The organism is Ralstonia sp. Ralssp135 (genome assembly GCF_047304345.1).
GTDB lineage: Bacteria > Pseudomonadota > Gammaproteobacteria > Burkholderiales > Burkholderiaceae > Ralstonia > Ralstonia chuxiongensis.
Genome location: NZ_JBGLYZ010000006.1, coordinates 1 through 23,663 on the forward strand (window position 1 = coordinate 1; position 23,663 = coordinate 23,663).

A 23,663-nucleotide genomic window follows, 5' to 3' on the forward strand; every position below is an offset into this window, starting at 1 on the left:
TCCACCACCAAACTCCACCGCCTCAACCTGCGTTTCGGCGCTGTGTTTTGCAGCGAGGGGCGAACTATAGGCGGGTTCCTGGAGGTTGGCAACACCTTTGTCGTGACGGGTTGATGACGAGTTCGTGAAGAATCGCCGCCAGCCCCGTCTGCGCCTAGGATTGCGGCCGCAAAGCACGCGCAAACGAGACCCGAGATACCCGAGATGGTTACTCGGGTATTCCCGAGATCACACCGCTACGCCGCACTTACTGGTGCTTGAACGCCGGTGCGCGCTTCTCGATGAAGGCGCGCATGCCCTCTTTCTGGTCTTCCGTGGCGAATGTGGAGTGGAACAGGCGGCGCTCAAGATGCACGCCCTCGGTGAGCGAAGTCTCGTAGGCCGCGTTGATCGACTCTTTGATCATCATGACCGTGGGTAGCGAGAACGCGGCAATGGTTTCTGCGGCTTGGATGGCTTCGTCGAGCAGCTTGTCGGCGGGGATGACGCGCGAGACTAGGCCGGCGCGCTCGGCTTCTTCAGCGCCCATCATGCGGGCGGTCAAGCAGAGATCCATGGCTTTGGCCTTGGAGACGGCGCGCGGCAGGCGCTGCGTGCCGCCAGCGCCGGGCATGGTGCCAAGCTTGATTTCCGGCTGGCCGAACTTGGCGGTGTCGGCGGCAAGGATGATGTCGCACATCATGGCCAGTTCACAGCCGCCGCCCAGCGCGTAGCCGGCCACCGCGGCAATCACCGGCTTGCGGATACGGCGGATGGTTTCCCAGTTGCGCGTGATGTATTCGTTCTTATAGACCGTGGCGAAGTCGTAGTCGGCCATGGCGCCAATATCCGCGCCCGCGGCGAATGCCTTCTCACTGCCGGTGATGACGATGGCACCGATGTTGGCATCGGCATCGAAGGCGAGAAGCGCGGCGCCAAGTTCATCCATAAGCGCATCGTTGAGGGCATTGAGCGCCTTCGGACGATTGAGCGTAATAAGACCGACGCGACCGCGCGTTTCGACCAGAATGTTTTCGTAGGACATAGAAGCTCCAGTTGGAATGGATGTAATATTAGCCGACCAACCGGTCGGTTAATCAATAAACCGATGACCGAGGAGGAGACAAGATGACTAGCCCGACCATTCTGCTCGACTGGCATGAACGCGTGGCAACCATCACGCTGAACCGGCCCGATCAGCTCAACAGCTTTACGGCCGGCATGCACCGGGAACTGCGCGACGCGCTGGACAAGGTGGAGCGCCAGCGGGCCCGCGCGCTGATCCTGACCGGTGCGGGGCGCGGCTTCTGCGCGGGCCAGGATCTCTCCGAACTCAATTTCACGCCCGGTCAGATGACCGACCTGGGTCAGCTCATCGACGAACAATTCAACCCGCTGGTGCGCCGTCTGCGTGCCATGCCCCTGCCGGTGATTGCCGCTGTGAATGGTGTGGCCGCGGGCGCGGGCGCGAATCTGGCGCTGGCGTGCGACATCGTGATGGCCGCCGAGAATGCATGCTTCCTCCAAGCCTTTGTAAAGATCGGGCTGTTGCCGGATTCGGGCGGGACGTGGTTCCTGCCGCAGCGCATCGGCGTAGCGCGGGCGATGGGGCTGGCGATGCTTGGCGAGAAACTCGACGCCAAGACCGCGCTCGCCTGGGGCCTGATCTGGGGCGTTTATCACGATGCCAAGATCCTGATGACCGAAGTGAATTGCATGGCCGACCACCTGGCCAAGCAGCCGACGCGGGCGCTGGCCGCCATCAAGCGTGCGATGCATGCGGCGCCCACTCAGTCGCTCGACGCCCAGTTGGATCTGGAACGCGACCTGCAGCGCGAACTCGGCAACTCCCATGATTACGCCGAGGGCGTCGACGCGTTCCTCAACAAGCGCGTGGCGCATTTCACCGGCGAATAGAGGAATCTGCATGACCGAGACCACCCTCCACGATGCGCAGGCCCTGGCCGAAGCCGCCTGCAAGAGCATGTTTGACGCCGATGCCTGCACCCGCTGGCTCGGCATGCACGTGGAGGCGGTCAGGCCCGGCTTTGCCCGCTTATCCATGACCGTGCGGCCGGAATTCCTGAATGGCCATCGCACGTGTCATGGCGGGCTGATCTTCACGCTGGCCGATTCTGCCTTCGCGTTTGCCTGCAACAGCCACAATCACAACACGGTGGCGGCTGGGTGCAGCGTCGAATTTCTGCGGCCGGCGCATGGCGGCGATGTTCTCGTTGCCGAGGCAACCGAGCAGGTTTTGTCCGGCCGGCATGGCGTGTACGACGTTCGTGTCTCCAACCAAGCGGGGGAGGTGGTCGCCATGTTTCGCGGCAAGTCCGCGCAGATTCGCGGCCACGTCATTCCCGTTTCCGACAGCAGCGAGGTCTAGCCTCGCCATCGTTATAAAGATCCGAGATCGCGCCACCACAAGAGGACGCCGCATGACGGCGTCCCGAGGAGACCCGCATGCGCCCCCGCTCGACCGACCTGCCGCTCGATCCGATCGAGACCGCCAGCCGCGACGCCATCCAGGCGTTGCAACTTAAACGCCTGAAGCGCAGCTTGGCGCATGCGTATGAGAACGTGCCAGCCTACCGGGCCAAGTTCGACGCGGCGGGCGTGCATCCGTCGGATTTGCGATCGCTTGCCGATCTGGCGAAGTTTCCATTCACGACCAAGGCGGATTTGCGCGACAACTATCCGTTCGGCATGTTTGCGGTGCCACAGGATCGGATTGCGCGCATCCACGCGTCGTCGGGCACGACGGGCAAACCCACGGTCGTCGGCTACACGCTGGCGGATATCGATACGTGGGCCGGGTTGGTGGCGCGCTCGATTCGTGCGGCGGGGGCACGGCGCGGCGACAAAGTCCACGTGAGCTACGGCTACGGGCTTTTCACCGGGGGCCTAGGCGCGCATTACGGTGTGGAGCGCGCTGGGCTGACGGCCATCCCGTTCGGCGGGGGGCAGACCGAGCGGCAAGTGCAGTTGATCGTCGATTTTCAGCCGCAGATCATCATGGTCACGCCCAGCTACATGCTGGCAATTGCCGATGAGTTCGAGCGGCAAGGCATGGACCCTGCCGCGTCGAGCCTGCAGATCGGCATCTTCGGCGCCGAGCCATGGACGCCCGAAATGCGCAGCGCTATCGAAGCGCGCATGGGGCTTTCAGCGGTCGATATCTACGGCCTGTCAGAGGTGATGGGGCCAGGCGTGGCCAGCGAATGCGCCGAGACCAAGGACGGCCCGACCATCTGGGAAGACCACTTTTATCCGGAGATCATCGATCCGGACACGGGCGAGGTGCTGCCCGACGGCGAATTCGGCGAACTGGTGTTCACGTCGCTGACCAAGGAAGCGATGCCGGTGGTGCGCTATCGCACGCGCGATCTGACGCGCCTATTGCCGGGCACGGCACGTCCGGGCTTCCGTCGCATGGAGAAAATCACCGGCCGCTGCGACGACATGATGATCGTGCGCGGTGTGAACGTGTTCCCATCGCAGATCGAAGAATTGATCCTGAAGCACGCGGCGCTTTCACCGCACTATCAATGCGTGCTCGGCAAGGAAGGGCCGCTGGATACGCTGACGGTGCGGATCGAGGCGGCGCTGGGTGCGCCGGCGGACGAAGCCCAATCGGCGAGCCGTCAGCTGGCGCACGACATCAAGTCGTTGATTGGTGTAACGGCCGCGATCGAGACGCTGGCCAGCGGCGGGATCGAGCGCTCGGTCGGTAAAGCGCGCCGCGTGGTGGACTTGCGGCGCGGTTAGTCCCTTTCAAGCACCTCTCTTTAACGGGCGGCGACGCCGACGCTGCCACCCTTCGGCACAAGCACCCAAAGGCGGCCCGCCTGCTTCATGCGCCCGGCCAGATCGCCCGCGGCATCGCCATGGCCGAAGTAATAATCGGCACGCACCGCGCCACGAATGGCCGAACCCACATCCTGCGCAAAAACGAGTTTCTGGATGGGATCGGTCGACAGCGGCTTGGTGGTCGACAGGAACACCGGGGAGCCAAGCGGAATGTAAGTCGGGTCCACGGCAATCGAACGCTCGTCCGTGAGTGGCACGCCGAGCTTGCCGATCGGGCCGCCCGTGTTGCCAGGCGTCTCTGCAAAGAAAACGTAGCGCGGGTTGATGTTGAGCATCTCCTCGACGCGGCCCGGATTGGCGCGTGCCCAGGCCTTGATGCCCTGCATGGTCGCCTGCACCGGCGTGATTTCACCCATGTCGAGCAACCAGCGGGCGAACGAGCGGAACGGTTGATTATTGGTCCCGCCCACGCCCAGGCGCATGATGCCGCCCTCTTCCAACTGAACCTGGCCCGAGCCCTGGATCTGCAGGAACGCAGCTTCGACCGGGTCGTCCACCCAGACAATCTCTTGTCCCTGGAGCGCCGGACTGCGGATTAATTGCGCGCGGGCCGGCAGCGTCTTGCCGCGCCACGCAGCGGGCATGCGGTACAGCGGCGTCTGATAGGCCCCGTGGCGGGTGCGGGAGCCGCGCAGCAGCGGTTCGTAATAACCGGTGATGAGGCCACTGTCGGTGCCGTCGTCCTTCACGACCCGATACGGCGTGAAGTTGTCTTCAAAGAAAACGCGCATGGCAATCGGGTCACCAGCATCGACCATCAGACCGGCGGAGCACACGCGCGACCATTCGGCGCGGCGCTTCATCGCTTGGCAATTCGATTGCAGTGCGGGCCAGGCGGAGGCGAGGTCGTCAGCAGTCCAGCCGGACACATCAGCCCACGCGGCGGGGGCCAGATGGCCGCCGAGCGTGCCGGTGGGCGCTTGCGGCGTTTCGACGCGCGGCGGCGGTCCACTCGTGCAAGCTGCCAGCATTGCGGCGACGAGGGCCGCGGCCAGGGAACCCATCCGCGCAGCCCATCGGCGGTGCAGGGCGTTGCCGGCTCGTGTCAATGCGTCCAAGGTTGCTGCTGTCATGCGTGTTCCATCCTGTCTAGAACGGGCGCGGGCTTGGCTACAATGCCTCGCACCCGACCTTCCCGCCGTTGACCATGAGCGAATTCTTTGAAAACCATCCAATGATGCTGTTCGGCCTAGAGGCCGGCGTGGCGCTGTTCCTGCTGATCTTCGTCGTGATCTGGACGATGTCGGGCGCCAAGAAGCATCCGCGCCCACTGCGTGCGCCGCCCGAACACCCGTCGCGCCACAGCGACGCTGTCAAACCTTCGGAATCGACCGCCAGCGCCCCGAAAGATTCGCAAGCGGCCAAATCCGACGCGCCCTGATTCCCGATCAGTGCAGCATGCGCGGCATCACCAGCGCAAATTCGGGGATGGGCGCCTCGAAGCGGTGACCGTCTTCGGCCACGCAAAAGTATTCGCCGCGCATCGTGCCCACGGGTGTCTTGATGGTCGCCCAGCTCGTGTATTCGAAAGACTCGCCCGGTGGCAGCAGCGGCTGGTGGCCAACCACGCCCAGGCCGTTCACTTCCTGCACCTGCTCGTCGGCGTCGGTGATCAGCCAGTGGCGGGAAATAAGCTGGCTCGGCACGTCACCGGTGTTGCGAATGGTGATGGTGTAGGCGAAGGCGTAGCTGCCCTGCTCCGGCTCGGATTGCTCCGGCAGATAGCGCGTCCGGACCTGGACGGTGAATTCGTAGCTCGGCATGTCGATCCACAATCAGAATTGGCGCCCATTGTGCGGCATGGCTGTGGCAGCGGCAAGGCGCGGACAGACGGCCGATCCGGCTAAAATAGCGGCCTCCTTTGCGCATCTGCGCGCCTTATCCGTCTCCCATCATGTCCGCAGCCATCGATCCGTCCGGTTTCCGCATCGCCCCGTCCATCCTGTCCGCCGACTTCGCCCGCCTGGGCGAAGAAGTGCGCCGCGTGCTCGAATCGGGCGCCGACTGGATCCATTTCGACGTGATGGACAACCACTACGTGCCGAACCTGACCGTCGGGCCGCTGGTCTGCGAGGCGATCCGCCCGCACGCGCAAAAGGACGGCAAGCCGGTGCCGATCGACGTGCACCTGATGGTCAGCCCGGTCGATCGCATCATCCCGGACTTCGCCAAGGCCGGCGCTGACCTGATCACGTTCCACCCGGAAGCTTCGGAGCACATCGACCGCTCGCTGGCGCTGATCCGCGACAACGGCTGCAAGGCTGGCCTGGTCTTCAACCCGGCCACGCCGCTGCACTATCTGGATCATGTGATGGATCGCCTGGACATGGTGCTGATCATGTCGGTCAACCCGGGCTTTGGCGGCCAATCGTTCATTCCGGAAGCGCTGAACAAGCTGCGCACCGTTCGCCAGAAACTCGATGCATACCAGGACAAGACCGGCCGCAAGATCCTGCTTGAGATCGATGGCGGGGTGAAGGCGGACAACATCGCTGAGATTGCCAAGGCCGGCGCCGACACCTTCGTCGCGGGTTCGGCCGTGTTCGGCAAGCCGGACGCGGATGGCGGCTATCGCGGCACCGTGGGCGCGCTGCGCCAAGCGCTGGCCCCTCTGGCATGACGACGGGCGTGCTACCCGCCGGCCCCGTCCGCGCTGTCATCATCGACCTGGACGGGACGATGGTGGACACGGCGGGCGATTTCCACGCCGCCATCAATGCGATGCTGGAGGCCCTTGGTGCCACGCCAGACATGTCGGCCGAGGAAGTCGTCAGCTACGTCGGCAAAGGCTCAGAAAACCTCGTGCGGCGCGTGCTGGATGCGCGCTTGCCACCTGCTCAGGCCAATAGCCGCTTTGCGGAGGGCCTGGAGGCATACCAGCGCGCCTACATCGCCATCAACGGCCAACACGTGAACGTCTATGAGGGCGTGCGCGAAGGGCTGGCTGCATTGCGCGGCATGGGCGTTCCCCTCGCCTGCGTGACGAACAAGCCACACGACTTCACGCAGCCGCTTCTGGCCCAACTCGGTCTGAACACGTATTTCGACCTTGTGTACCCCGGGGACGCCTTTCAATATCGCAAGCCCGATCCGTACCCCATGCTGCGCGTGGCGGAGGCATTTGGCGTGACACCGGCCGAAATCGTGGCCATTGGCGACTCGGAAAACGACGCCCGCGCGGCCCGTGCTGCCGGCATGCGCGTGCTGGCGGTGCCGTATGGCTACAACCACGGCCAGCCTATACAGGGCGCAGGAGCCGATGCTATAGTCGACACACTTTTTGCGGCAGCTGAGCTGATCCGGCCGTATGCAGAGCCACACAGCCTCGTTTCTGCCGCTTCCAACTGACGATCCATGTTCCTGAATCGCAAACGCGTCGACGCTGGTGGTGACCGGGGGGCCTGGCCCTGGCGGCCCTGGCACGCCCTTGTCCGGGCGTAAGCGTTTGCACGGCTGCTGATCGTTCTTCCTCGGTTTCGGCACTCTGGCGCGTCACGAACGCGCCGCCCGAACCACCCTCGTATCTCCTGCCCCAAACGCTGACCGCCCGTCGGTCTTCCGCTGGCCTGCTATCGGCTGCGGACGGCCCTTGCGGGATCGCACGGTCGCTTTTACGACGTTCGCGCGTTCCCATCCCTGATGTTCTGCTAACGTTCCGACGGCATCATTGACGCTCTTGCGTTTGCCGTGGAGCGAACGCATGCCGATGGGCGCGCAACCGCCCGCCTGGCGAATCGACCTGACCGCTCATGACCGAACTCGAATTCAAATCGCTGGCCGACCAGGGCTACAACCGCATTCCGCTGATTGCCGAGGCATTGGCCGACCTGGAGACGCCGCTGTCGCTGTATCTGAAGCTGGCGCAGTCGCACGACCGCGGCACGCACACGTTCCTGCTGGAATCGGTGGTGGGCGGCGAGCGCTTCGGGCGTTACTCCTTCATCGGCCTGCACGCGCACACGCTGCTGCGCGTCAAGGGCAACCACACCGAAGTGGTGACCGACGGCAAGGTGGTGGAAACGCACGACGGCAACCCGCTGGACTTCATCGCCGCGTTCGAGCGCCGTCAGAAAGTGGCGCTGCGCCCGGGTCTGCCGCGGTTCTGCGGCGGCCTGGCGGGTTACTTCGGCTACGACGCCGTGCGCTTCATCGAGCCCCGCTTGGCTGAAACCGCTCCACCCGACGATCTGCAACTGCCCGACATCCAGCTCATGCTGTGCGAAGAGCTGGCCGTGATCGACAACCTGTCGGGCAAGCTCTACCTCATCGTCTACGCCGATCCGTCCAAGCCCGAGGCCTATTCACGCGCCAAACAGCGCCTGCGCGCGCTGCGCACGAAACTGCACCAGCCGGTGGATGTGCCGGTGACGTCGCCGTCGGTGCGCACCGACACCATCCGCGAGTTTGACAAGGCGGACTACATCACCGCCGTGCTCAAGGCCAAGGAATACATCGCCGCCGGCGACATGATGCAAGTGCAGATCGGCCAGCGCCTGGTCAAGCCGTTCCGCGACGCACCGCTGTCGCTGTACCGCGCGCTGCGTTCGCTGAACCCTTCGCCGTATATGTATTTCTACAACTTCGGCGACATGCAGATCGTCGGGGCATCGCCGGAAATCCTGGTGCGCCAGGAAGAGCGTCGTGTGCCGGCTGCTGAAAACAACGGCAACGGCACCGACGAATCCGCCCGCATCGTCACGATCCGCCCGCTGGCCGGCACGCGCCCGCGCGGCAGCACGCCAGAGCGCGATGCCGAATTGGCCACCGAACTGCTCAACGACCCGAAGGAAATCGCCGAGCACGTCATGCTGATCGACCTGGCGCGCAACGACATCGGCCGCATTGCCGAGATCGGCTCGGTCAAGGTGACGGACCAGATGGTCATTGAGAAGTATTCGCACGTGCAGCACATCGTCAGCTCGGTCGAAGGCCGCCTGAAGCCCGGCATGACCAACATGGACGTGCTGCGCGCGACCTTCCCGGCGGGCACGCTTTCGGGTGCGCCCAAGGTGCGCGCGATGGAGATCATCGACGAGCTGGAGCCGGTCAAGCGTGGCATCTACGGCGGCGCCGTCGGTTACCTGTCGTTCTCGGGCGAGATGGACCTGGCCATCGCCATCCGCACCGGCATCATCAAGGACGGCAATCTCTACGTGCAGGCCGCCGCCGGCGTGGTGGCCGATTCGGACCCGGATGCCGAATGGAGGGAAACCGAACACAAGGCGCGCGCCGTGCTGCGCGCCGCCGAGCAAGTGCAAGACGGCCTCGACGCCGATTTCTGAGGTCAAGGAGAACACCATGCTGCTGATGCTCGATAACTACGACTCCTTTACCTACAACATCGTCCAATACTTTGGTGAACTCGGCCAGGACGTGCACACGGTCCGCAACGACGAGATCACGATCGAAGAGATCGAAAAGCTGAATCCGGAGCGCATCTGCCTTTCGCCCGGCCCGTGCACGCCGACGGAAGCCGGCATCCTGGTTCCGGCGCTCAAGCACTTTGCGGGGCGCGTGCCCATCCTGGGCGTATGCCTGGGGCATCAGGCCATCGCCGACGCGTTTGGCGGGCGCGTGATCCGCGCGCAGAAGGTGATGCACGGCAAGGTCAGCACCATCGAAAACACCGGCGTGGGCGTGTTCGCCAACCTGCCGAGGCATTTCAAGGTGACGCGCTATCACTCGCTGGCGATCGAGCGCGAAACGCTGCCGGACTGCCTGGAAATCACCGCCTGGACGGAAGACGGTGAAATCATGGGCGTGCGCCACAAGACGCTGCCCGTCGAAGGTGTGCAATTCCACCCGGAATCGATCCTGTCGGAGCACGGCCACGCGCTGCTTGCCAACTTCCTGAAGGAACGCGTCTGATGCGCCGCGCGTGCGCGGTGGCGCTGGCGCTGGCGATGATGGCAAGCCTGCCGGCAATGGGCGGTACGCTGGAAGCCTGCCGCACCGCCCAGCCCGAAGCCGGCAACGTCGCCCGCTGCGTGCAGGCCGCGCGCAAGTCGGCGCTGGCCGAACTGACCGTTGCTGAATCGGCACGCCGCAACATGCTGCGCGCCCGCATTGCCGACAACCCCGGCACGGACCGTGGCGCCGCCATGGCGTTCGACCGCACCGTGCGCGCACACCAACTCTACCGGCAGGCCGAATGCGACCTGCAACGCCGCCTGGCCCGCAATGCGCCCGATGCCGAACTGGCTGAAGCCGCGTGCGAGGCCGATCTCTCGCGTGAGCGCATCGGCGCCTTGCGCGACGCCGCACAGCCGGCCACCCCGGCTGCGGCTCCGGCAGCGCCCAACTGAATACGGAACGACCATGTCCATCACTCCGCAAGAAGCGCTCGTCCGCTGTATCGAACATCGGGAAATCTTCCACGACGAAATGCTGCACCTGATGCGGCTCATCATGCGCGGCGAGATGTCGCCTGTCATGGCCGCCGCCCTCACCATGGGGCTGCGCGTCAAAAAAGAGACCATCGGCGAAATCGCGGCCGCTGCCACTGTCATGCGCGAGTTCGCCACCAAGGTCGATGTGCCCGCTGAGGTGTCTGATCATTTTGTCGACATCGTCGGCACGGGCGGCGACGGCGCCAACACGTTCAACATCTCGACCGCCTCGATGTTCGTGGCGGCGGCGGCCGGCGCGCGCATCGCCAAGCATGGCGGGCGTGGCGTCAGCTCCAAGTCGGGCAGCGCCGATGTCCTGGAAGCGCTGGGCGTGAACATCATGCTCACGCCCGAGCAAGTGGCCGAATCCATCGAGACAGCAGGCATCGGTTTCATGTTTGCGCCCAATCACCACCCCGCCATGAAGAACGTCGCCCCCATCCGCAAGGAACTGGGCGTGCGCACGATCTTCAACATCCTCGGGCCTCTGACCAACCCGGCCGGCGCGCCGAACATCCTGATGGGCGTGTTCCATCCGGACTTGGTCGGCATTCAGGTGCGTGTGATGCAGCGCCTGGGCGCCAAGCACGCCGTGGTTGTCTACGGCAAGGACGGCATGGACGAGGTCTCGCTGGGTGCCGCCACGCTCGTCGGGGAACTCAAGGACGGCGTGGTAACCGAATACGAAATCCACCCCGAGGACTACGGCATGCAGATGGTCTCCAACCGCAGCCTGAAAGTGGCCGACGCGGAGGAGTCCAAAGCCATGCTGATCGACGCGCTGGAAAACAAGCCCGGCACCCCGCGCGAAATCGTGTCGCTCAACGCGGGTGCAGCGCTGTACGCAGCCAACATCGCCGGTTCGATCGGTGACGGCATGAAGCTGGCCCGCGAGGCGATCGCCTCGGGCGCAGCGCGTGCCAAGCTCGACGAACTCGTGCGCGTCACCAACCAGTTCAAAGCCTGATATGTCCGACATCCTGCAGAAAATCCTGGCCGTGAAGGCCGAAGAAGTGACCGCCGCACGCAAGCACCGCGACCTCGCCAGCGTGCGCGCCGAAGCTGAAGCCAACCGCAACGACAGCGCGCTCGGCCCCCGTGGCTTTGCCAAGGCAATGCGCGACAAGATCGCTGCCGGCAACGCCGCCGTCATCGCTGAAGTGAAAAAGGCTTCGCCGTCCAAGGGCGTGCTGCGCCCGAACTTCAAGCCCGCCGACATCGCCCGCAGCTATGCCGAGCACGGCGCCGCATGCCTGTCGGTGCTGACCGACGAGCAGTTCTTCCAGGGCCACGCTGATTACCTGCGCGAAGCCCGCGCCGCCTGCACGCTGCCGGCACTGCGCAAGGACTTCATGGTCGACCTGTACCAGGTGTACGAAGCGCGCTCGTGGGGCGCAGATTGCATCCTGCTGATCGTTGCTGCGCTGGATCAGGGCCTGATGGTCGAACTCGAAGCGTGCGCGCTCGAAATTGGCCTGGACGTGCTGGTGGAAGTGCACGATGGGCGCGAGCTGGACCGCGCGCTGCGTCTGCAAACGCCGCTGGTGGGCGTGAACAACCGCAACCTGCGCACGTTCGAGACCTCGCTCGACACCACGCTCGACCTGCTCAAACACATGCCGGACGATCGCATCGTCGTGACGGAATCCGGCATTCTCACGCCGGACGACGTTCGCAAGATGCGCGCCGCCGCGGTCAACGCATTCCTCGTCGGTGAAGCCTTCATGCGCGCCGAAGACCCGGGCGCCGAACTCGCCCGCCTGTTTGCCTGATCGATGGCCCGCGAAGTTGAATTGAAGCTGGCCGTGTCGGCCGGCACGCACGACGCGCTGGTCGGCTGGCTGGACGCCCATGCGCAGGCAGCCGGCTCGGTGGAATTGGGAAACGTCTACTACGACACGCCCGACCAGGCGCTGGCACGCAACCGTGCCGCGTTGCGCGTGCGCCGTCAGGGCAGTCAATGGCTGCAAACGCTGAAGACCGCAGCAGTGAGTACGTCCGGTTTGAGCGCCCGCCACGAATGGGAGGTGCCGCTGCCGAACGATGCGCTGTCGGTCGATGCCTTTGTCGCCAACAACGCCGCTGAAGCGGCCGATTATGTTCGGCCACATGCAGCCGCGCTCGCCCCGCTGTTCCGCACCGACTTCACGCGCCGCCTGTGGCATGTCGCAGCAGATGGCGGTGAGATCGAGATTGCACTGGACGCCGGCGCCATCCTCATCCCCGGCACGCAAGCACGCGAGCCGATCGACGAGCTGGAACTGGAATGGAAGCCGGCCGCCGACAGCACGCTCAGCGAAGACGCAATCGCCGAGCGACTGCATGCGTGGACCGAGACGCTGCGCGCCGCCGTGACCGGACTCACGCCGCTCGACATCAGCAAGGCGCAACGCGGCTACCAGTTGCGCGCGAAAGCCATCGGGGGCCAGACATGACGCGACGCGCCAATCCGGCGCAAGCCGCGCTCTTCGATGAACCTGCGGTGGACACCCCCGCTGGGGATTTCATCCCGCTGGCCCGGCAGTTCGACGCGCTGCCCGCCGATTGGAAGGCGGTGCTGACGCCTTGCATCGCGCAGGCCAACTGGCCCGAGTTGTGCGCCTTTGTCGATGGCGAGCGCGCGGCGGGCAAGCCGATCTTTCCGACCGATGTCTTTCGCGCGCTGCACCTGACATCGGTAGACGATGTGCGCGTCGTCATCCTCGGTCAGGATCCGTATCACGGCACGGGCACCGTCGATGGCCACGAGATTCCGCAGGCGCATGGGCTGGCATTCTCAGTGCCCGCGGGCGTGCGCGTCCCGCCCAGCCTGCGCAATATCTACAAGGAAATCGAAGCGGAATTCGGCTGCAAGCTGCCAAGCACCTCCGGCAACCTGGAGGGCTGGGCACAGCAAGGCGTGCTGCTGCTGAACACGGTGCTCACTGTCGAACAAGGCCAGGCCGCCAGCCACGCCAAGCGCGGCTGGGAGCGCATTACCGATTGCCTGCTCGAGCAACTGGCGCGCGTCGGTCACAAGCGCGTGTTCATGCTGTGGGGCAGCCACGCGCAGGCCAAGCGCGCGCTGCTGTCGGACGGGCATCTCGTGCTGGAGGCGCCGCACCCCTCGCCGCTGTCAGCGCATCGGGGGTTCTTGGGATGCGGGCATTTCAAGACGGCCAATGATTGGTTGGCTGCGCAGCACCAACCCACCATCGACTGGCTGAAACCGCAGGCCGCTTGAACCGCGCGGGCCACGCGGCCCCATCGACGAGCCCCAAAGCATCGGCTTTGAGTGCCTGGAAGCCGGGTTCGACGCTCCAGGACTCAACGTTGAATCTCCGAGGCCCGGCTTCGACTCTCTGAGGCTCGACTTTGACTCTCCGAGACTCGACTTTGACTCTCCGAGACTCGACTTTGACTCTCTGAGACTCGACTTCGACTCTCCGAGACTCGGCTTCGACTCTCTGAGGCTCGACTTTGACTCTCCGAGACTCGGCTTCGACTCTCCGAGGGTCGGCTTCGACTCTCTGAGACTCGACTCTTTGACCCTCCGAGGCCCAACGTCGACGCTCCGAAGGTCACCTTTGACTGTCTGAGGCTCGGCTTCGACTCTCTGAGGCTCAAATTCGACTTTTTCTCGACTCGAGTTTGAGCCTCCGAGATCCGTCATCGGCCCTCCGAGACTCGACTTCGGCCCTCTGAGGCCGACCTTTGACGCTCGGATACTGGATGTCGGCTGTCTGTAGCTGGACGTCGGCTCTCTGAGCCCCGTCGTCGAGGGTCCAGGGCTCAGCGCAGTTGCGGTGGAAGATCGCCGCCCGAGCGAAGCCTTTCAGCCACCAGCCGCGCTAGTCCTTCGAGATACGCAGCGCGCGTCCGAGCGCACCACAGCGCAATGCAATCTTGGCGGTATCGGCCCGCAGCGCCTGCAGGCGCCGCTCCAGCAAGTGCATCGCCGATAGCGAATCTGATTCTGCTGCCGCATCGACCATGCGGGAACGGGCGGATTTATCGGCGAAATCCGCAGCGCCCAACTCTTGCGTGTCGCGCGGACGCACGCCCCACCCGCCTTCATGCACAGCCTGGTCGAAACGCTCCTTGGCGCGCGCGAGGCTTTCGAGCGCGGCTTCGGCGGTCTGCTCGACCAGCGCGCGGGTGTCAGCTTCGTCCAGTTCCTGCGCGCGCTGACGCATCAGGATGCGCACCGCCGCCACATGCGCGGCCACCAAGTAGTTCTGGACGATGAAGCGGTTGAGGTTGTCGACGGCGCGGTGGCGGCTCTTGGGCTCGTCCAGCATGCGCGCGAAGGCGGAGATCAGCCCCGTGAGCGATTCCATGTATTGCTTGCGCTGCACGCGATAGGCGAAATCATCTTTGAGCGTGCCGAGCAGCAGCTCGCGCGCGGCCTCAATAAAGCGCCGGTTCGTGCGCAGCACGTCATCGACCAGCTTGGGCAGGTTGCGATATTCCCAGGCGGGCAGCACGTAGCTGAAGGCGGTGGCGATGGCCGCCCCGATCAGCGTATCGACCAGCCGTTCACCAATGGCGCCCTTGCTGCCCGGGAGCAGCAGGTTGATCTGGATAAGCACCTGCACGCAGGCGGCAATGGCCGTGTAGCGGTAACGCACGGTGACGAACGCCGCGCTGGCCGCTGTCGACAGGTACAGCACGCCCATCAGAATCCAGGTCGAATGGGTGAAGCGCAGAATCACCGCCGCGATCACGCAGCCGATGAGCGTACCAAGCACCCGGTCGAAGTTGCGCTGGCGCGTCATGCTGAACGTCGGTTTGAGGATCACGACAATGGTCAGCAATACCCAGTAGCCGTGCGACGCATATGGCAGGTGGTCGGCAATCCACAACCCGGCAGCCACCGCCATCGAGATGCGCAACGCAAAGCGCAGCACCGGAGACCGCCAGGTCAGTTCTTCCAGCACCAGGCGCAGTTCGTATTTCTGGCGTGTGAGGAACGGCGTCATGTCCGGACGCAGCAGCACCTGCGACGGCTCGACCTGCGTGTCGGTGGCGGCATGCAATTGCGCCATCAGGCGGATCGCGCCGCGCACCGTGGCCACCGATTCTTCCAGCGCTGCAATGGCTTCGATCGGCACGCCATGGTGGTCGCGTTGGAGTTCGAGCAGCGCTGCCTCAATGGCGGCCATCTCCTTGTCGTACGACATCGGCGTAGGCGATGGCCGATCACGGCCGACGGCATAGGCGACGCCTTCGATGTCCAGGCGCATGCGCTCGATCAGCTCGCGCAGCAGACGCAACACCTCGGCATCGGCCAGCCATTGACGCAGCACGACATAGTCGGTGTTGGACGACAGCAGGTACTCGTAGATGTCGAGCATCCGCATGTGGATCTGCACGAGGCGCCCGTCGCTGGAGGTGCGGTTATCGCGGAAAACAAAATCGCGCGCCACCTGCTGCTTGTCGGCCACCGAAATCTGCTGGCGCACGAGCGCATTGAACTGCTCGTCGAAATCCTTGGATGCGTCGTAGAAGCCGGCCTTGCGTTCCACGTACACGGCCAGTTCGTACAGGCATTCGGCCAGCACCTGCTCTTTGATGCGTCGCCGCTGGCCCCACGCCACCGCCATCGCAAAGGCCATGTAGCCGATGGCGCCGAGGAAGAACTGCAGGGTGTGTTCCACCGCTTCGCGAAAAGCGAATTCCTCGGTGAACGTGAGCGTCATGACGAACAGCGCCGCAAACTGCAGCGGCATCGTCTTGTTGCCGTACGCCACCATGAGCCCCGCCAGGAAGCTCACCACCACGATGACCGCCGGCAGGATGGCGTACGGCGTCACCACCGCTACGAGAAAAGTGACGGCGGTGGTCAGCAGCACGCACGCCATCATCTCGTTGAACTTGTGCCGCAGCGGGCTGGGCAAATCCATGAGGCTCGTGCACAGCGCGCCGATCGACACCACCATCGCGCCCTGCAGGTCCATCACCAGCAGCGCGAGCAGCGTCAGGCCGATCACGCCGGTGGCAGTACGGATGCCGCGCGAGACGTAATGGCTGTAGAGGAAGGTGCGAGGATCGTGGACGTAATCCATCGGATCAGGCGGCGCGCGTCAGGCCGATTTGCCGCGCGCCACCTTGCGCGCGGCCGCCCGCTTGCCCAGCCACGCCGAGCGCAGCGGCGAAGGCTCCGTGGCCAGCGCCAGGGTGAACTGCGGCGTAGCATCGGCGGCGAGCGTCACGTTCAGCGTCATCAGTTCGTCGCGGCGGAACACGTGCACCGGCACGGTATCGCCGGCGCGATGGCGCGTGAGTGTCTTGTCGAGCTGGCCGGCCGGCACACGCAGGCCATCCACCGCAACGATCAGATCGCCGGCAGACAACCCGCCGCGCTGCGCCGGGCTGCCGTCGAATACCTGCTGCAGCTTGACGAAGCCGTTCTCGGCGGCGGTCTTGACGCCCAGCGCGAGCGCCGTATCGGCAGCCTTGCGCGTGGCGCTAACGCCCATCGCCTTGAAGAGCGCGGGCAGCGGCGGGTCGTCGCGGCCCTCGCTCAACTGGCGCACCAGCGTGCGCAGGCGCACACCGGTGGTTTCTTCCATCAGGCTGATCAGCCCGGCTTCAGTCACGCCGCGCTGCGTGTGCCCGGCGGCATAGAAATCACGGCCGTACGTCACCCACAGGGCGCGCATCACGTCGTCGAGCGAACGTTCGCCGTGGGTCTGCGTGCGGATCGTCAAGTCCAGCGCCAGCGCCACCAGGGAGCCCTTGGTGTAGTAGCTGACGATGGCGTTGGGTGCGTTTTCGTCCTGGCGGTAGTACTTCGTCCACGCATCGAACGAGCTTTCGGCCACGCTCTGCTTCAGTCGGCCGCTGCCGCGCAGCACGCCGTTCCACGTCTTGCCGAGCATCTCCAGATACTGCGCTTCGGAGATCAGGCCCGAGCGCACCAGCATCAGGTCGTCGTAGTAGCTGGTGAACCCTTCAAACAGCCACAGCAGCGGTGTGTGGACCTCGCGGTCGAGCGCGTACGGCACGAAGGTGGCCGGCTTGATGCGCTTGACGTTCCAGGTGTGGAAATACTCGTGGCTGACAAGACCAAGGAAGGTGCGATAGCCCTCGGTGGTTTCGTCGCGGCCGGTCACGGGCAGGTCATTGCGCGCGCACATCAATGCGGTGCTGGCACGGTGCTCCAGGCCGCCGTAGCCGTCGGTGGTGACCATCGTCATGAAGACGTAGCGGCGGTTGCTGTCGAGGAACGGCGCCGTGGCAGTGTGCGGCTCGAACAGGCGGATCTGCTCTTCGCAGATGCGCTTGAAGTCGCGGGCAATGCGTTCCAGATCGAGATTCGGCACACGGCCGGTAAAGACGGCGTCGTGCTGCGCGCCGCAGGCCTCGAACGACACCAGCTCGAACGTGCCCATCTCGACCGGGTGGTCGATCAGTTCGTCGTAATCGGCCGCTTCGTACCAGCCGAAGCCGTAGCGCTTGGCACCAGCCTTGCCCTGGACGCGGCCAGTGGCCTCGCGCAGCGCGGTGGCCACGCGCCAGCCCCGGTAGGCATCTCCGGCGGGCGGCTGGATGTCGACCAGGCACCGCTGGTCATCCGCGCCTTCCACACGCAGGAATACCGACGTGCCGTTGAAGAAGCCGTGCGTGGCGTCCAGATGCGCGGCGCGCACCGACAAGTCCCACGCATAGACGTCGTATGAAACCGTCAGCGGCCCGCTGCACGGGGCGGCCCACCACGTGTGCTTGTCGACCTTGGTCAGGCGCACCGGCCTGTCAGCCGACGATGCCTCGATCCGCACGATGTTGCGTGCGAACTCGCGGATCATGTAGCTGCCCGGAATCCACGCCGGCAGCGAAAAGCGCTGGCCTTGGCTGTCAGGCGCGTCAACCGTGACGGTGACGGTGAAAACGTGCGCTTCAGGCGCGGTGGGGGCGATGGTGTAGCGGATCGGCTTCATGGCGGACATTGTAGCGTTGCCGTCCCACGCTGCCGAAGGCAAATCGTCCGCAAACCGGCCTGCCAGCCTATCGGTTGACGTCGACCACGACGCGCCCGCGCATCTTGCCGGCCATGATGTCGTGTGCAGCGTCGATGGCCCCTGAGAGCGTCACTTCGCGCGTGATGGCGGCCAGGCGATCGGGCAGCAGATCGGCGGCCAGGCGCTGCCACGCGGTCTGGCGCAACGCACGCGGCGCCATCACGCTGTCGATCCCGCACAGCGTTATGCCACGCAGGATGAACGGCGCGACGGTGGCCGGAAAATCCATCCCCTGCGCCAGCCCGCACGCCGTGACGACGCCGCCGTAGCGCACCTGTGCGCAGGCGTTGACCAGCGTGTGCGAGCCCACCGAATCGACCACCGCGGCCCAGCGCTCCTTCTGCAGCGGTTTGCCAGGGGCGGACAGCTCGGCGCGGTCGATCACCTCCGCCGCGCCCAGCGCCTGCAGAAAATCGGCCTCGCTCGTCTTGCCGGTGGACGCCACCACGCGGTAGCCCAGCTTGCCGAGCAGCGCGATGGCGATCGAGCCCACGCCGCCCGAGGCGCCGGTCACCAGCACCTCGCCGTCGCCCGGTTTCACGCCGGCGCGCTCAAGCGCCAACACCGAGAGCATCGCCGTGTAGCCTGCGGTGCCGATCGCCATGGCCTGGCGCGCATCGAGCCCCGCCGGCAATGCCACCAGCCAATCGCCGGAAAGCCGCGCCTGCTGGGCAAGGCAACCCCAGTGCGTCTCGCCGACGCCCCAGCCGTTGAGCACGACCGAATCGCCCGTCCTCCAGTCCGGGTGCGAGGAATCGAGCACCACGCCCGCGCCGTCGATACCAGCCACCATCGGCCACTTGCGCACGACGGGGCCTTTGCCGGTGATGGCCAGGCCGTCCTTGTAATTGATGGTCGACCAGTCCACGCGGATCAGCACGTCGCCAGCGGTCACGTCGTTGGCAAGCGCTTCGGGCGTGGACAACGCCGCGTCATCGAGGTCGACGATGTGGGCCAGCGGCCCGCCATCCTGCTTTTCCAGCATCAGCGCGCGAAACGACATGCCAAGTCTCCGAGGGTGAGGTGAATGCAAGCGCCCAAAGAAAAAGCGCCGGATCTACCGGCGCTTCCTTCGTGCGAATTACGACTTCTTGAGCGCGGCGAACTTGCGCTCCAGCGTAGCCGCGTCGATCAGGCCGGGGGCCCGGGTGCCGTCCGGGAAGATGATGGCCGGCGTGCCGGTCACGTTGAGCTGTTGGCCCAGCTTCAGGTTGGCTTCCAGCGGTGTGTCGCAGGTGCCGGCGCCGCCCGGGGCGGTCTTGGCGGTCATCCAGTCGCGCCAGGCCTTGGCGCGGTCAGCCGAACACCAGATCTGCTTAGCCTTGGTGTTGGAGTCTTCCGACAGAATCGGGAACAGGAAGGTGTAGACCGTGATGTTGTCGACCTGCGTGAGCATCTGCTCCAGCTTATGGCAGTACGGGCAGTTCGGATCGGAGAACACGGCGATCTTGCGTGCGCCGTTGCCCTTGACCCACTTCACGGCGCGGTCCAGCGGCAAGTCGGACCACTTCACGCGGTTCAGCTCAGCCAGCCGCTCTTGCGTGAGGTTGGTAGCGGTCTGCGTATCAAGCAGGTCGCCGTTGAGCACGTAGCGGCCGGTGGCATCGCTATAGACGACCTGGCTGCCTAGGTTGATTTCGTACAGGCCAGCCAGCGGCGACTTGGTGACGCTCTTGATTTCCACGTTCGGGCCCAGGGCCTTCTGTACCGTGGCCTTGACCTTGTCCAATGCGGGCTCGGCAGCACCGGCGCTCAACACATAGCCCGCGCCAATGGCTGCCACAGCCACCGCAGAGGCGATGGCCGCCACCCGAATACGAAACGACATAACGACTCCTGGAACCCCGAAAAACCACAAACCCGCTGAGACAGCCTCAGCCGAGTGCGTGCTTGATCAACAAGCGTTTGATAAATGGCGTCATGCCCACCATGCGCATCCCCGCGTTGCGTACCGTGCGGGGCAGCGCGCCCGGCAGGGCGAACAGTTTGTGCAGACCATCGGTAGCGGCCGTAAGCGAAAGCAGGTCTTCGCGGCGGGCGCGCTCGTAACGGCGCAGCAACCTCAGATCGCCATGATCGCGCATGGTTTCACGTTCCGCCATCACCCGGCCAATTTCGGCCACATCCCGAAGCCCGAGGTTCATGCCCTGCCCGGCCAGCGGATGGATCACATGCGCAGCGTCGCCCACCAGCGCCACACGCGGCGCGACCGCCCGGCCGGCGTGTTGCAGCACGAGCGGGAAGCCCTGCGCAGGCGTGATGTTCGACAGACGACCAAAGCGTGCGGCGATGGCGCCACCGGCCGCGGCTTCCACGGCGCGGCACAGCGCCTCCGGCGACAGCGCGAGCAGCTCGCGGGCGTGGTCTTCGCTGGCGGACCACACCATCGACATGCGCCGATCGGGCAACGGCAGCATCGCGAGGATCTCGCCGCGCAACGGGGCGGTGTCATCCGCTGCGGCGGCCTGCTCGGCAGATGCACCGAGGAACCATTGCCACGCGGTGTCCTGATGCCAGCGCTCGGCCTGGAAGTTGGCAACCACGCCAAGCTGTCGATACGGCTTCGCTTCAGCCTGGATGCCGGCCTGCTGGCGCACCCACGAATTCTTGCCGTCGGCGCCGATCACGCATTCCGCGCGGATCGTCTGCCCGTCGGCCAGCGTCAGCCGCACGGCATCAGCTTCCATTTCGAAGCCGGTGGCGGCGTGCGGGAAGGTCTGCACCGTATGGGCGAAGCGCAGCGCCGTTTCCAGCGCGCGCTCGACGAGCGACGATTCGGCAATCCACGCCAGTTGCGGCGTGCCGGCTGCGTAGGCGGAAAAATGCAGGTCGGGGTGGGCGTGCTCGCCGCGTGCTGCAGCGTCGTCGCCGAAGATCCGCATGTCGTGCACAGGCTGCACGCGCGTCATGTCGAGCGCCGGCCAGATGCGCAGCTGCTCCAGCAGCGCCTGGGAGCTGGACGAGAACGCGTAGACACGCGCATCCCAGGCATCCGGCCCAGCGGGCGCGGAGGCTGGAGCGGGCGGTGCGATATGCGCGATGCGCAAGCCGATCTGCGCCAGCCGCAGCGCGCAGGCGCGCCCGACGATGCCGCCGCCCACCACGGCTAAGTGGTAAGGCGCTGCCTCTTTGGGCACAGCCTTGGAAGAGGAAAACGCGGGTGTATTCATGGTGCGCCGATTATAGCGGCGAGGGGTCTTCCAGCCTTGTGGCCGCGCAAATGTGTCACGGCCGACACTTGGCGCCGTGGTATCCCGGCTCGGTGTTTACGCGCAGCGCCGGCCCGGCGAGACGTTCGCATCACCCGGGCCCATTGCAGCGTACAGCGCATATTTGTCGCTTTGAGATGACGTTTGCGCCGCATATGTGCCAAGCACGTCGCCTGCCCACAAACCCGCGATGTGACGCCGTTTTCACCTTGGATCGGGCCCTCAAGCCATCCGTCGGGATGGCCGATAAAAGCTGGGTAATTCGACGTTTTGACACGCACGACCCGCCGATACAGTGCGGGTCCGATCCACGCATTCCTCATCGCCATGTGGACTTTTTCCGAACGCTTCGCCGCATCGCTGACGCTGGCCGCGCTGCTGGCACTGGCCGGCTGCGCGCAAATGCCTGCCCAGACGCCGGCCCCGGTAGCCCGCACCGCGCCCACGGGCGAAGTCATGACCTTCGCCATCCCGCCCGATGCACTGGGCGCGCATGACCCGCAACTGACCGCCGTGCTGACCAAGGCCGGCGCGTTGGCCGCAGCGCAGAAACGCCCGGCGACGATCCAGGTGGCCGCGCTGGCCCAGGATTTCCGCTATCTGAACCAGGCGCTGTGGAACGGCGTGCCCGCGCAGCGCGCCGGCTACGTCCGCCTGGAAAACCTGACCGTCAGCGCCAGCCAGCCTTACAGCGTGACGATCCGCACGCAGGATTAAGAGGAACGTCATGCGTATGACTCATCTGCTTTTTCCGCTCACCGTTGGCCTGCTGGCGACACCGGCCGCAACGGCCTTTGCCGCGCCACCCGACGCACTGATGCCGGCGACGGCCGCGGCGCCCGACCGCGTCTATCCGCCCCTGCCCTCGCTGGCGATGCTGCCGCCCGGCGGCGGAGCCGAAATCGAACCGGCGCCCGTGGCGCGCACGCGCGGCGGCAAGCGCAAGGTCGCGCCCCCACAGTGGCGCAAGGCGACCGAGCCGGTGCCGCGCATGGTGGTGTCGGAGGCATCGCACACGTATCTGGCCGGTATCGAGCGGCAGCTTGAAGTGGCCCTGCAGAAGTAATCGGAAACCGCCGGAGCCGCCATGTCCCTCGCCCGCCCTCTTCGCTTGACCTGCAGCCGCCTTGGCGTGGCGCTTGTGCTGGCCGCCTCCAGCGTTGCTGCGCACGCCGCCTCGGGCGATTGCTTCGAGCAGGCGGGCACCTACCAGGGCGTCAACCCTGCGGTGCTGCGCGCGATCGTGTGGTTTGAATCAAAGGGCGATGCCGGCGCCATCCACCGCAACGCCGACGGCTCGGTCGACATCGGCCAGGCGCAGATCAACTCGATCCACTTCAGCACGCTGGCCCGCTACGGCGTGCCGCGCCGTGCGTTGACCGACGCCTGCGTCAACGTGTTCGTGGCGGCGTGGCTGCTCAAGCAAAAGATGGTGCGCCACGGAAACACCTGGCGGGCCATCGGCGCGTACCACTCGGAAACGCCTGTCCACCGCGACGCCTATGCGCGCAGCATCCAGCGGGTGCTGATGTCGTGGGGAGAATTGCGGGCCGACCGCTGAATCGGGTCCGGTCCCGGAACCGCTCTGCTGCTCAGTAGTACGAAACGGCGGCGTACGCCTGGCGTGCGCCAATGGCGCGGCGCTCGCCGCTGACCAGGCGCATCAGTTCATCCTGGCGCGGGCAGACCAGCGCACGCACGCGGGCGTCGTTGGCCAGAATACGCATCATCAGGTCACGCTTGCGTTGCACTTCTTCGTGCGACAAGGCCGGGCGCAGGCCGTGGCCCAGACGCTCCATGTGGGCCGCGCATTCGCGCTCAAGCAGGCTCACTTCGTCCCAATCGCCGCGTTCGGCAGCATCCACCATGTCTTCGGACAGGCTCGCGATGGCCTCGTAGCTGGCGAACAGGCCGGCGCTGTCGGAAACCGTATGGATCGGGCGGGCGGCGGTGGCGACGGTCCAGGACATGCTGTGCTCCAGAATCAAACGTGTTATTTGCGGGAGACCAGTGCAATAGGCATGCCCGGGCGGCCCGCCGCCGTCTCCAGCTCGCGCGGAAACGGCGCTCAAGCCTTTGCCGGCTTGGCCCCGCAGGATACGGAGGGCATCTGGCGGCAGGCGTCGCAGGCCCGAAAAACGGCCGCTTCAAGCGAATTTGTTACGTTTCTGGAACGTAACGCGTAACGGGGCCCGTAACGCCTTCGCCCC

Annotated in this window: 25 protein-coding genes; 16 read left to right on the forward strand and 9 right to left on the reverse strand. The window is 65.3% G+C overall.

Annotation, left to right across the window (positions count from 1 at the left end; translation table 11 throughout):
* Positions 1 to 247: 247 nt before the first annotated feature.
* Positions 248 to 1,024: an enoyl-CoA hydratase gene (locus ACCD03_RS06615; RefSeq protein ID WP_413411172.1), complete on the reverse strand. Its 777-nt coding sequence runs from the start codon at positions 1,022 to 1,024 to the stop codon at positions 248 to 250.
* A gap of 83 nt (positions 1,025 to 1,107) precedes the next feature.
* Between ACCD03_RS06615 and paaG the strand changes: the two genes are divergently transcribed.
* The 3 genes from paaG (at position 1,108) to paaK (ending at position 3,750) form a co-directional block, all read left to right on the forward strand.
* On the forward strand, positions 1,108 to 1,896 hold the full coding sequence (paaG, locus tag ACCD03_RS06620; RefSeq protein ID WP_253542038.1) for a 2-(1,2-epoxy-1,2-dihydrophenyl)acetyl-CoA isomerase PaaG: 789 nt from the start codon (positions 1,108 to 1,110) through the stop codon (positions 1,894 to 1,896).
* 10 nt (positions 1,897 to 1,906) lie between these two features.
* Positions 1,907 to 2,368 carry a hydroxyphenylacetyl-CoA thioesterase PaaI gene (gene paaI / locus ACCD03_RS06625; RefSeq protein WP_325649138.1) on the forward strand — a complete coding sequence of 154 codons (462 nt, stop codon included), beginning with the start codon at positions 1,907 to 1,909 and terminating at the stop codon, positions 2,366 to 2,368.
* A gap of 77 nt (positions 2,369 to 2,445) precedes the next feature.
* A complete protein-coding gene (paaK, locus tag ACCD03_RS06630; RefSeq protein ID WP_413411173.1) occupies positions 2,446 to 3,750 on the forward strand; it encodes a phenylacetate--CoA ligase PaaK in 1,305 nt (434 codons plus the stop codon).
* A gap of 20 nt (positions 3,751 to 3,770) precedes the next feature.
* Here paaK and ACCD03_RS06635 read toward each other — a convergent pair whose 3' ends face one another.
* Complete coding sequence (locus ACCD03_RS06635) at positions 3,771 to 4,925, reverse strand: murein transglycosylase A (RefSeq protein ID WP_253542021.1); 1,155 nt, start codon at positions 4,923 to 4,925, stop codon at positions 3,771 to 3,773.
* Positions 4,926 to 4,999: 74 nt separating this feature from the next.
* On the opposite strand from ACCD03_RS06635, the gene ACCD03_RS06640 reads away from it, so the two are divergent.
* On the forward strand, positions 5,000 to 5,233 hold the full coding sequence (locus ACCD03_RS06640) for a hypothetical protein (RefSeq protein ID WP_253542018.1): 234 nt from the start codon (positions 5,000 to 5,002) through the stop codon (positions 5,231 to 5,233).
* Positions 5,234 to 5,240: 7 nt separating this feature from the next.
* On the opposite strand, the gene apaG is transcribed toward ACCD03_RS06640, so the two are convergent.
* The gene (gene apaG / locus ACCD03_RS06645) at positions 5,241 to 5,615 is read right to left on the reverse strand and encodes a Co2+/Mg2+ efflux protein ApaG (protein WP_045203101.1); all 375 of its coding nucleotides are present in this window, start codon (positions 5,613 to 5,615) and stop codon (positions 5,241 to 5,243) included.
* Between the two features lie 131 nt (positions 5,616 to 5,746).
* Here apaG and rpe point away from each other — a divergent pair, with 131 nt between their 5' ends.
* From rpe to ACCD03_RS06690, 9 genes are all read left to right on the forward strand, one after another.
* Entirely contained in the window at positions 5,747 to 6,472 is a 726-nt protein-coding gene (rpe, locus tag ACCD03_RS06650; RefSeq protein ID WP_024977770.1) for a ribulose-phosphate 3-epimerase, read from the forward strand.
* Entirely contained in the window at positions 6,469 to 7,200 is a 732-nt protein-coding gene (locus ACCD03_RS06655; protein WP_413411174.1) for a phosphoglycolate phosphatase, read from the forward strand. Before rpe ends, ACCD03_RS06655 begins: the two co-directional genes overlap by 4 nt.
* Positions 7,201 to 7,601: 401 nt before the next feature.
* Positions 7,602 to 9,134, forward strand: a complete 1,533-nt coding sequence (gene trpE / locus ACCD03_RS06660; protein WP_413411175.1) for an anthranilate synthase component I — start codon at positions 7,602 to 7,604, stop codon at positions 9,132 to 9,134.
* 16 nt (positions 9,135 to 9,150) lie between these two features.
* The gene (locus tag ACCD03_RS06665; RefSeq protein WP_045203097.1) at positions 9,151 to 9,720 is read left to right on the forward strand and encodes an aminodeoxychorismate/anthranilate synthase component II; all 570 of its coding nucleotides are present in this window, start codon (positions 9,151 to 9,153) and stop codon (positions 9,718 to 9,720) included.
* Positions 9,720 to 10,157, forward strand: coding sequence for a hypothetical protein (locus ACCD03_RS06670; RefSeq protein ID WP_413411176.1), 438 nt, complete (start codon positions 9,720 to 9,722; stop codon positions 10,155 to 10,157). Before ACCD03_RS06665 ends, ACCD03_RS06670 begins: the two co-directional genes overlap by 1 nt.
* 13 nt (positions 10,158 to 10,170) lie before the next feature.
* Positions 10,171 to 11,208, forward strand: coding sequence for an anthranilate phosphoribosyltransferase (gene trpD / locus ACCD03_RS06675; RefSeq protein ID WP_024977775.1), 1,038 nt, complete (start codon positions 10,171 to 10,173; stop codon positions 11,206 to 11,208).
* A gap of 1 nt (position 11,209) precedes the next feature.
* Positions 11,210 to 12,013, forward strand: coding sequence for an indole-3-glycerol phosphate synthase TrpC (gene trpC / locus ACCD03_RS06680; protein ID WP_045203095.1), 804 nt, complete (start codon positions 11,210 to 11,212; stop codon positions 12,011 to 12,013).
* A gap of 3 nt (positions 12,014 to 12,016) precedes the next feature.
* On the forward strand, positions 12,017 to 12,676 hold the full coding sequence (locus ACCD03_RS06685; protein WP_325653184.1) for a CYTH domain-containing protein: 660 nt from the start codon (positions 12,017 to 12,019) through the stop codon (positions 12,674 to 12,676).
* The gene (locus ACCD03_RS06690) at positions 12,673 to 13,464 is read left to right on the forward strand and encodes a uracil-DNA glycosylase (RefSeq protein ID WP_325653182.1); all 792 of its coding nucleotides are present in this window, start codon (positions 12,673 to 12,675) and stop codon (positions 13,462 to 13,464) included. The genes ACCD03_RS06685 and ACCD03_RS06690 overlap by 4 nt, the downstream gene beginning before the upstream one ends.
* Before the next feature lie 607 nt (positions 13,465 to 14,071).
* Here ACCD03_RS06690 and ACCD03_RS06695 read toward each other — a convergent pair.
* From ACCD03_RS06695 to ACCD03_RS06715, 5 genes are all read right to left on the reverse strand, one after another.
* The gene (locus tag ACCD03_RS06695; RefSeq protein ID WP_413411177.1) at positions 14,072 to 16,288 is read right to left on the reverse strand and encodes an FUSC family protein; all 2,217 of its coding nucleotides are present in this window, start codon (positions 16,286 to 16,288) and stop codon (positions 14,072 to 14,074) included.
* Between the two features lie 18 nt (positions 16,289 to 16,306).
* Positions 16,307 to 18,163, reverse strand: coding sequence for a M61 family metallopeptidase (locus ACCD03_RS06700; RefSeq protein ID WP_413411212.1), 1,857 nt, complete (start codon positions 18,161 to 18,163; stop codon positions 16,307 to 16,309).
* 67 nt (positions 18,164 to 18,230) lie between these two features.
* Positions 18,231 to 19,247 carry an MDR family oxidoreductase gene (locus ACCD03_RS06705; protein WP_413411178.1) on the reverse strand — a complete coding sequence of 339 codons (1,017 nt, stop codon included), beginning with the start codon at positions 19,245 to 19,247 and terminating at the stop codon, positions 18,231 to 18,233.
* 78 nt (positions 19,248 to 19,325) lie between these two features.
* Positions 19,326 to 20,072 (reverse strand): DsbC family protein, encoded by a 747-nt coding sequence (locus ACCD03_RS06710; RefSeq protein ID WP_045203090.1) that lies wholly within the window; start codon positions 20,070 to 20,072, stop codon positions 19,326 to 19,328.
* 46 nt (positions 20,073 to 20,118) lie between these two features.
* Positions 20,119 to 21,414: a UbiH/UbiF family hydroxylase gene (locus ACCD03_RS06715; protein WP_413411179.1), complete on the reverse strand. Its 1,296-nt coding sequence runs from the start codon at positions 21,412 to 21,414 to the stop codon at positions 20,119 to 20,121.
* A gap of 366 nt (positions 21,415 to 21,780) precedes the next feature.
* Between ACCD03_RS06715 and ACCD03_RS06720 the strand changes: the two genes are divergently transcribed.
* Genes ACCD03_RS06720 through ACCD03_RS06730 form a run of 3 tightly spaced genes read left to right on the forward strand, consistent with a single transcriptional unit; the run spans position 21,781 to position 23,014 of the window.
* Positions 21,781 to 22,170, forward strand: a complete 390-nt coding sequence (locus tag ACCD03_RS06720) for a hypothetical protein (RefSeq protein ID WP_413411180.1) — start codon at positions 21,781 to 21,783, stop codon at positions 22,168 to 22,170.
* 10 nt (positions 22,171 to 22,180) lie between these two features.
* Positions 22,181 to 22,519, forward strand: a complete 339-nt coding sequence (locus ACCD03_RS06725; RefSeq protein ID WP_413411181.1) for a hypothetical protein — start codon at positions 22,181 to 22,183, stop codon at positions 22,517 to 22,519.
* Between the two features lie 21 nt (positions 22,520 to 22,540).
* Positions 22,541 to 23,014 (forward strand): lytic transglycosylase domain-containing protein, encoded by a 474-nt coding sequence (locus ACCD03_RS06730; protein ID WP_253541988.1) that lies wholly within the window; start codon positions 22,541 to 22,543, stop codon positions 23,012 to 23,014.
* A gap of 31 nt (positions 23,015 to 23,045) precedes the next feature.
* Here ACCD03_RS06730 and ACCD03_RS06735 read toward each other — a convergent pair whose 3' ends face one another.
* Complete coding sequence (locus ACCD03_RS06735; protein WP_413411182.1) at positions 23,046 to 23,423, reverse strand: flagellar protein FliT; 378 nt, start codon at positions 23,421 to 23,423, stop codon at positions 23,046 to 23,048.
* Positions 23,424 to 23,663: the final 240 nt, after the last annotated feature.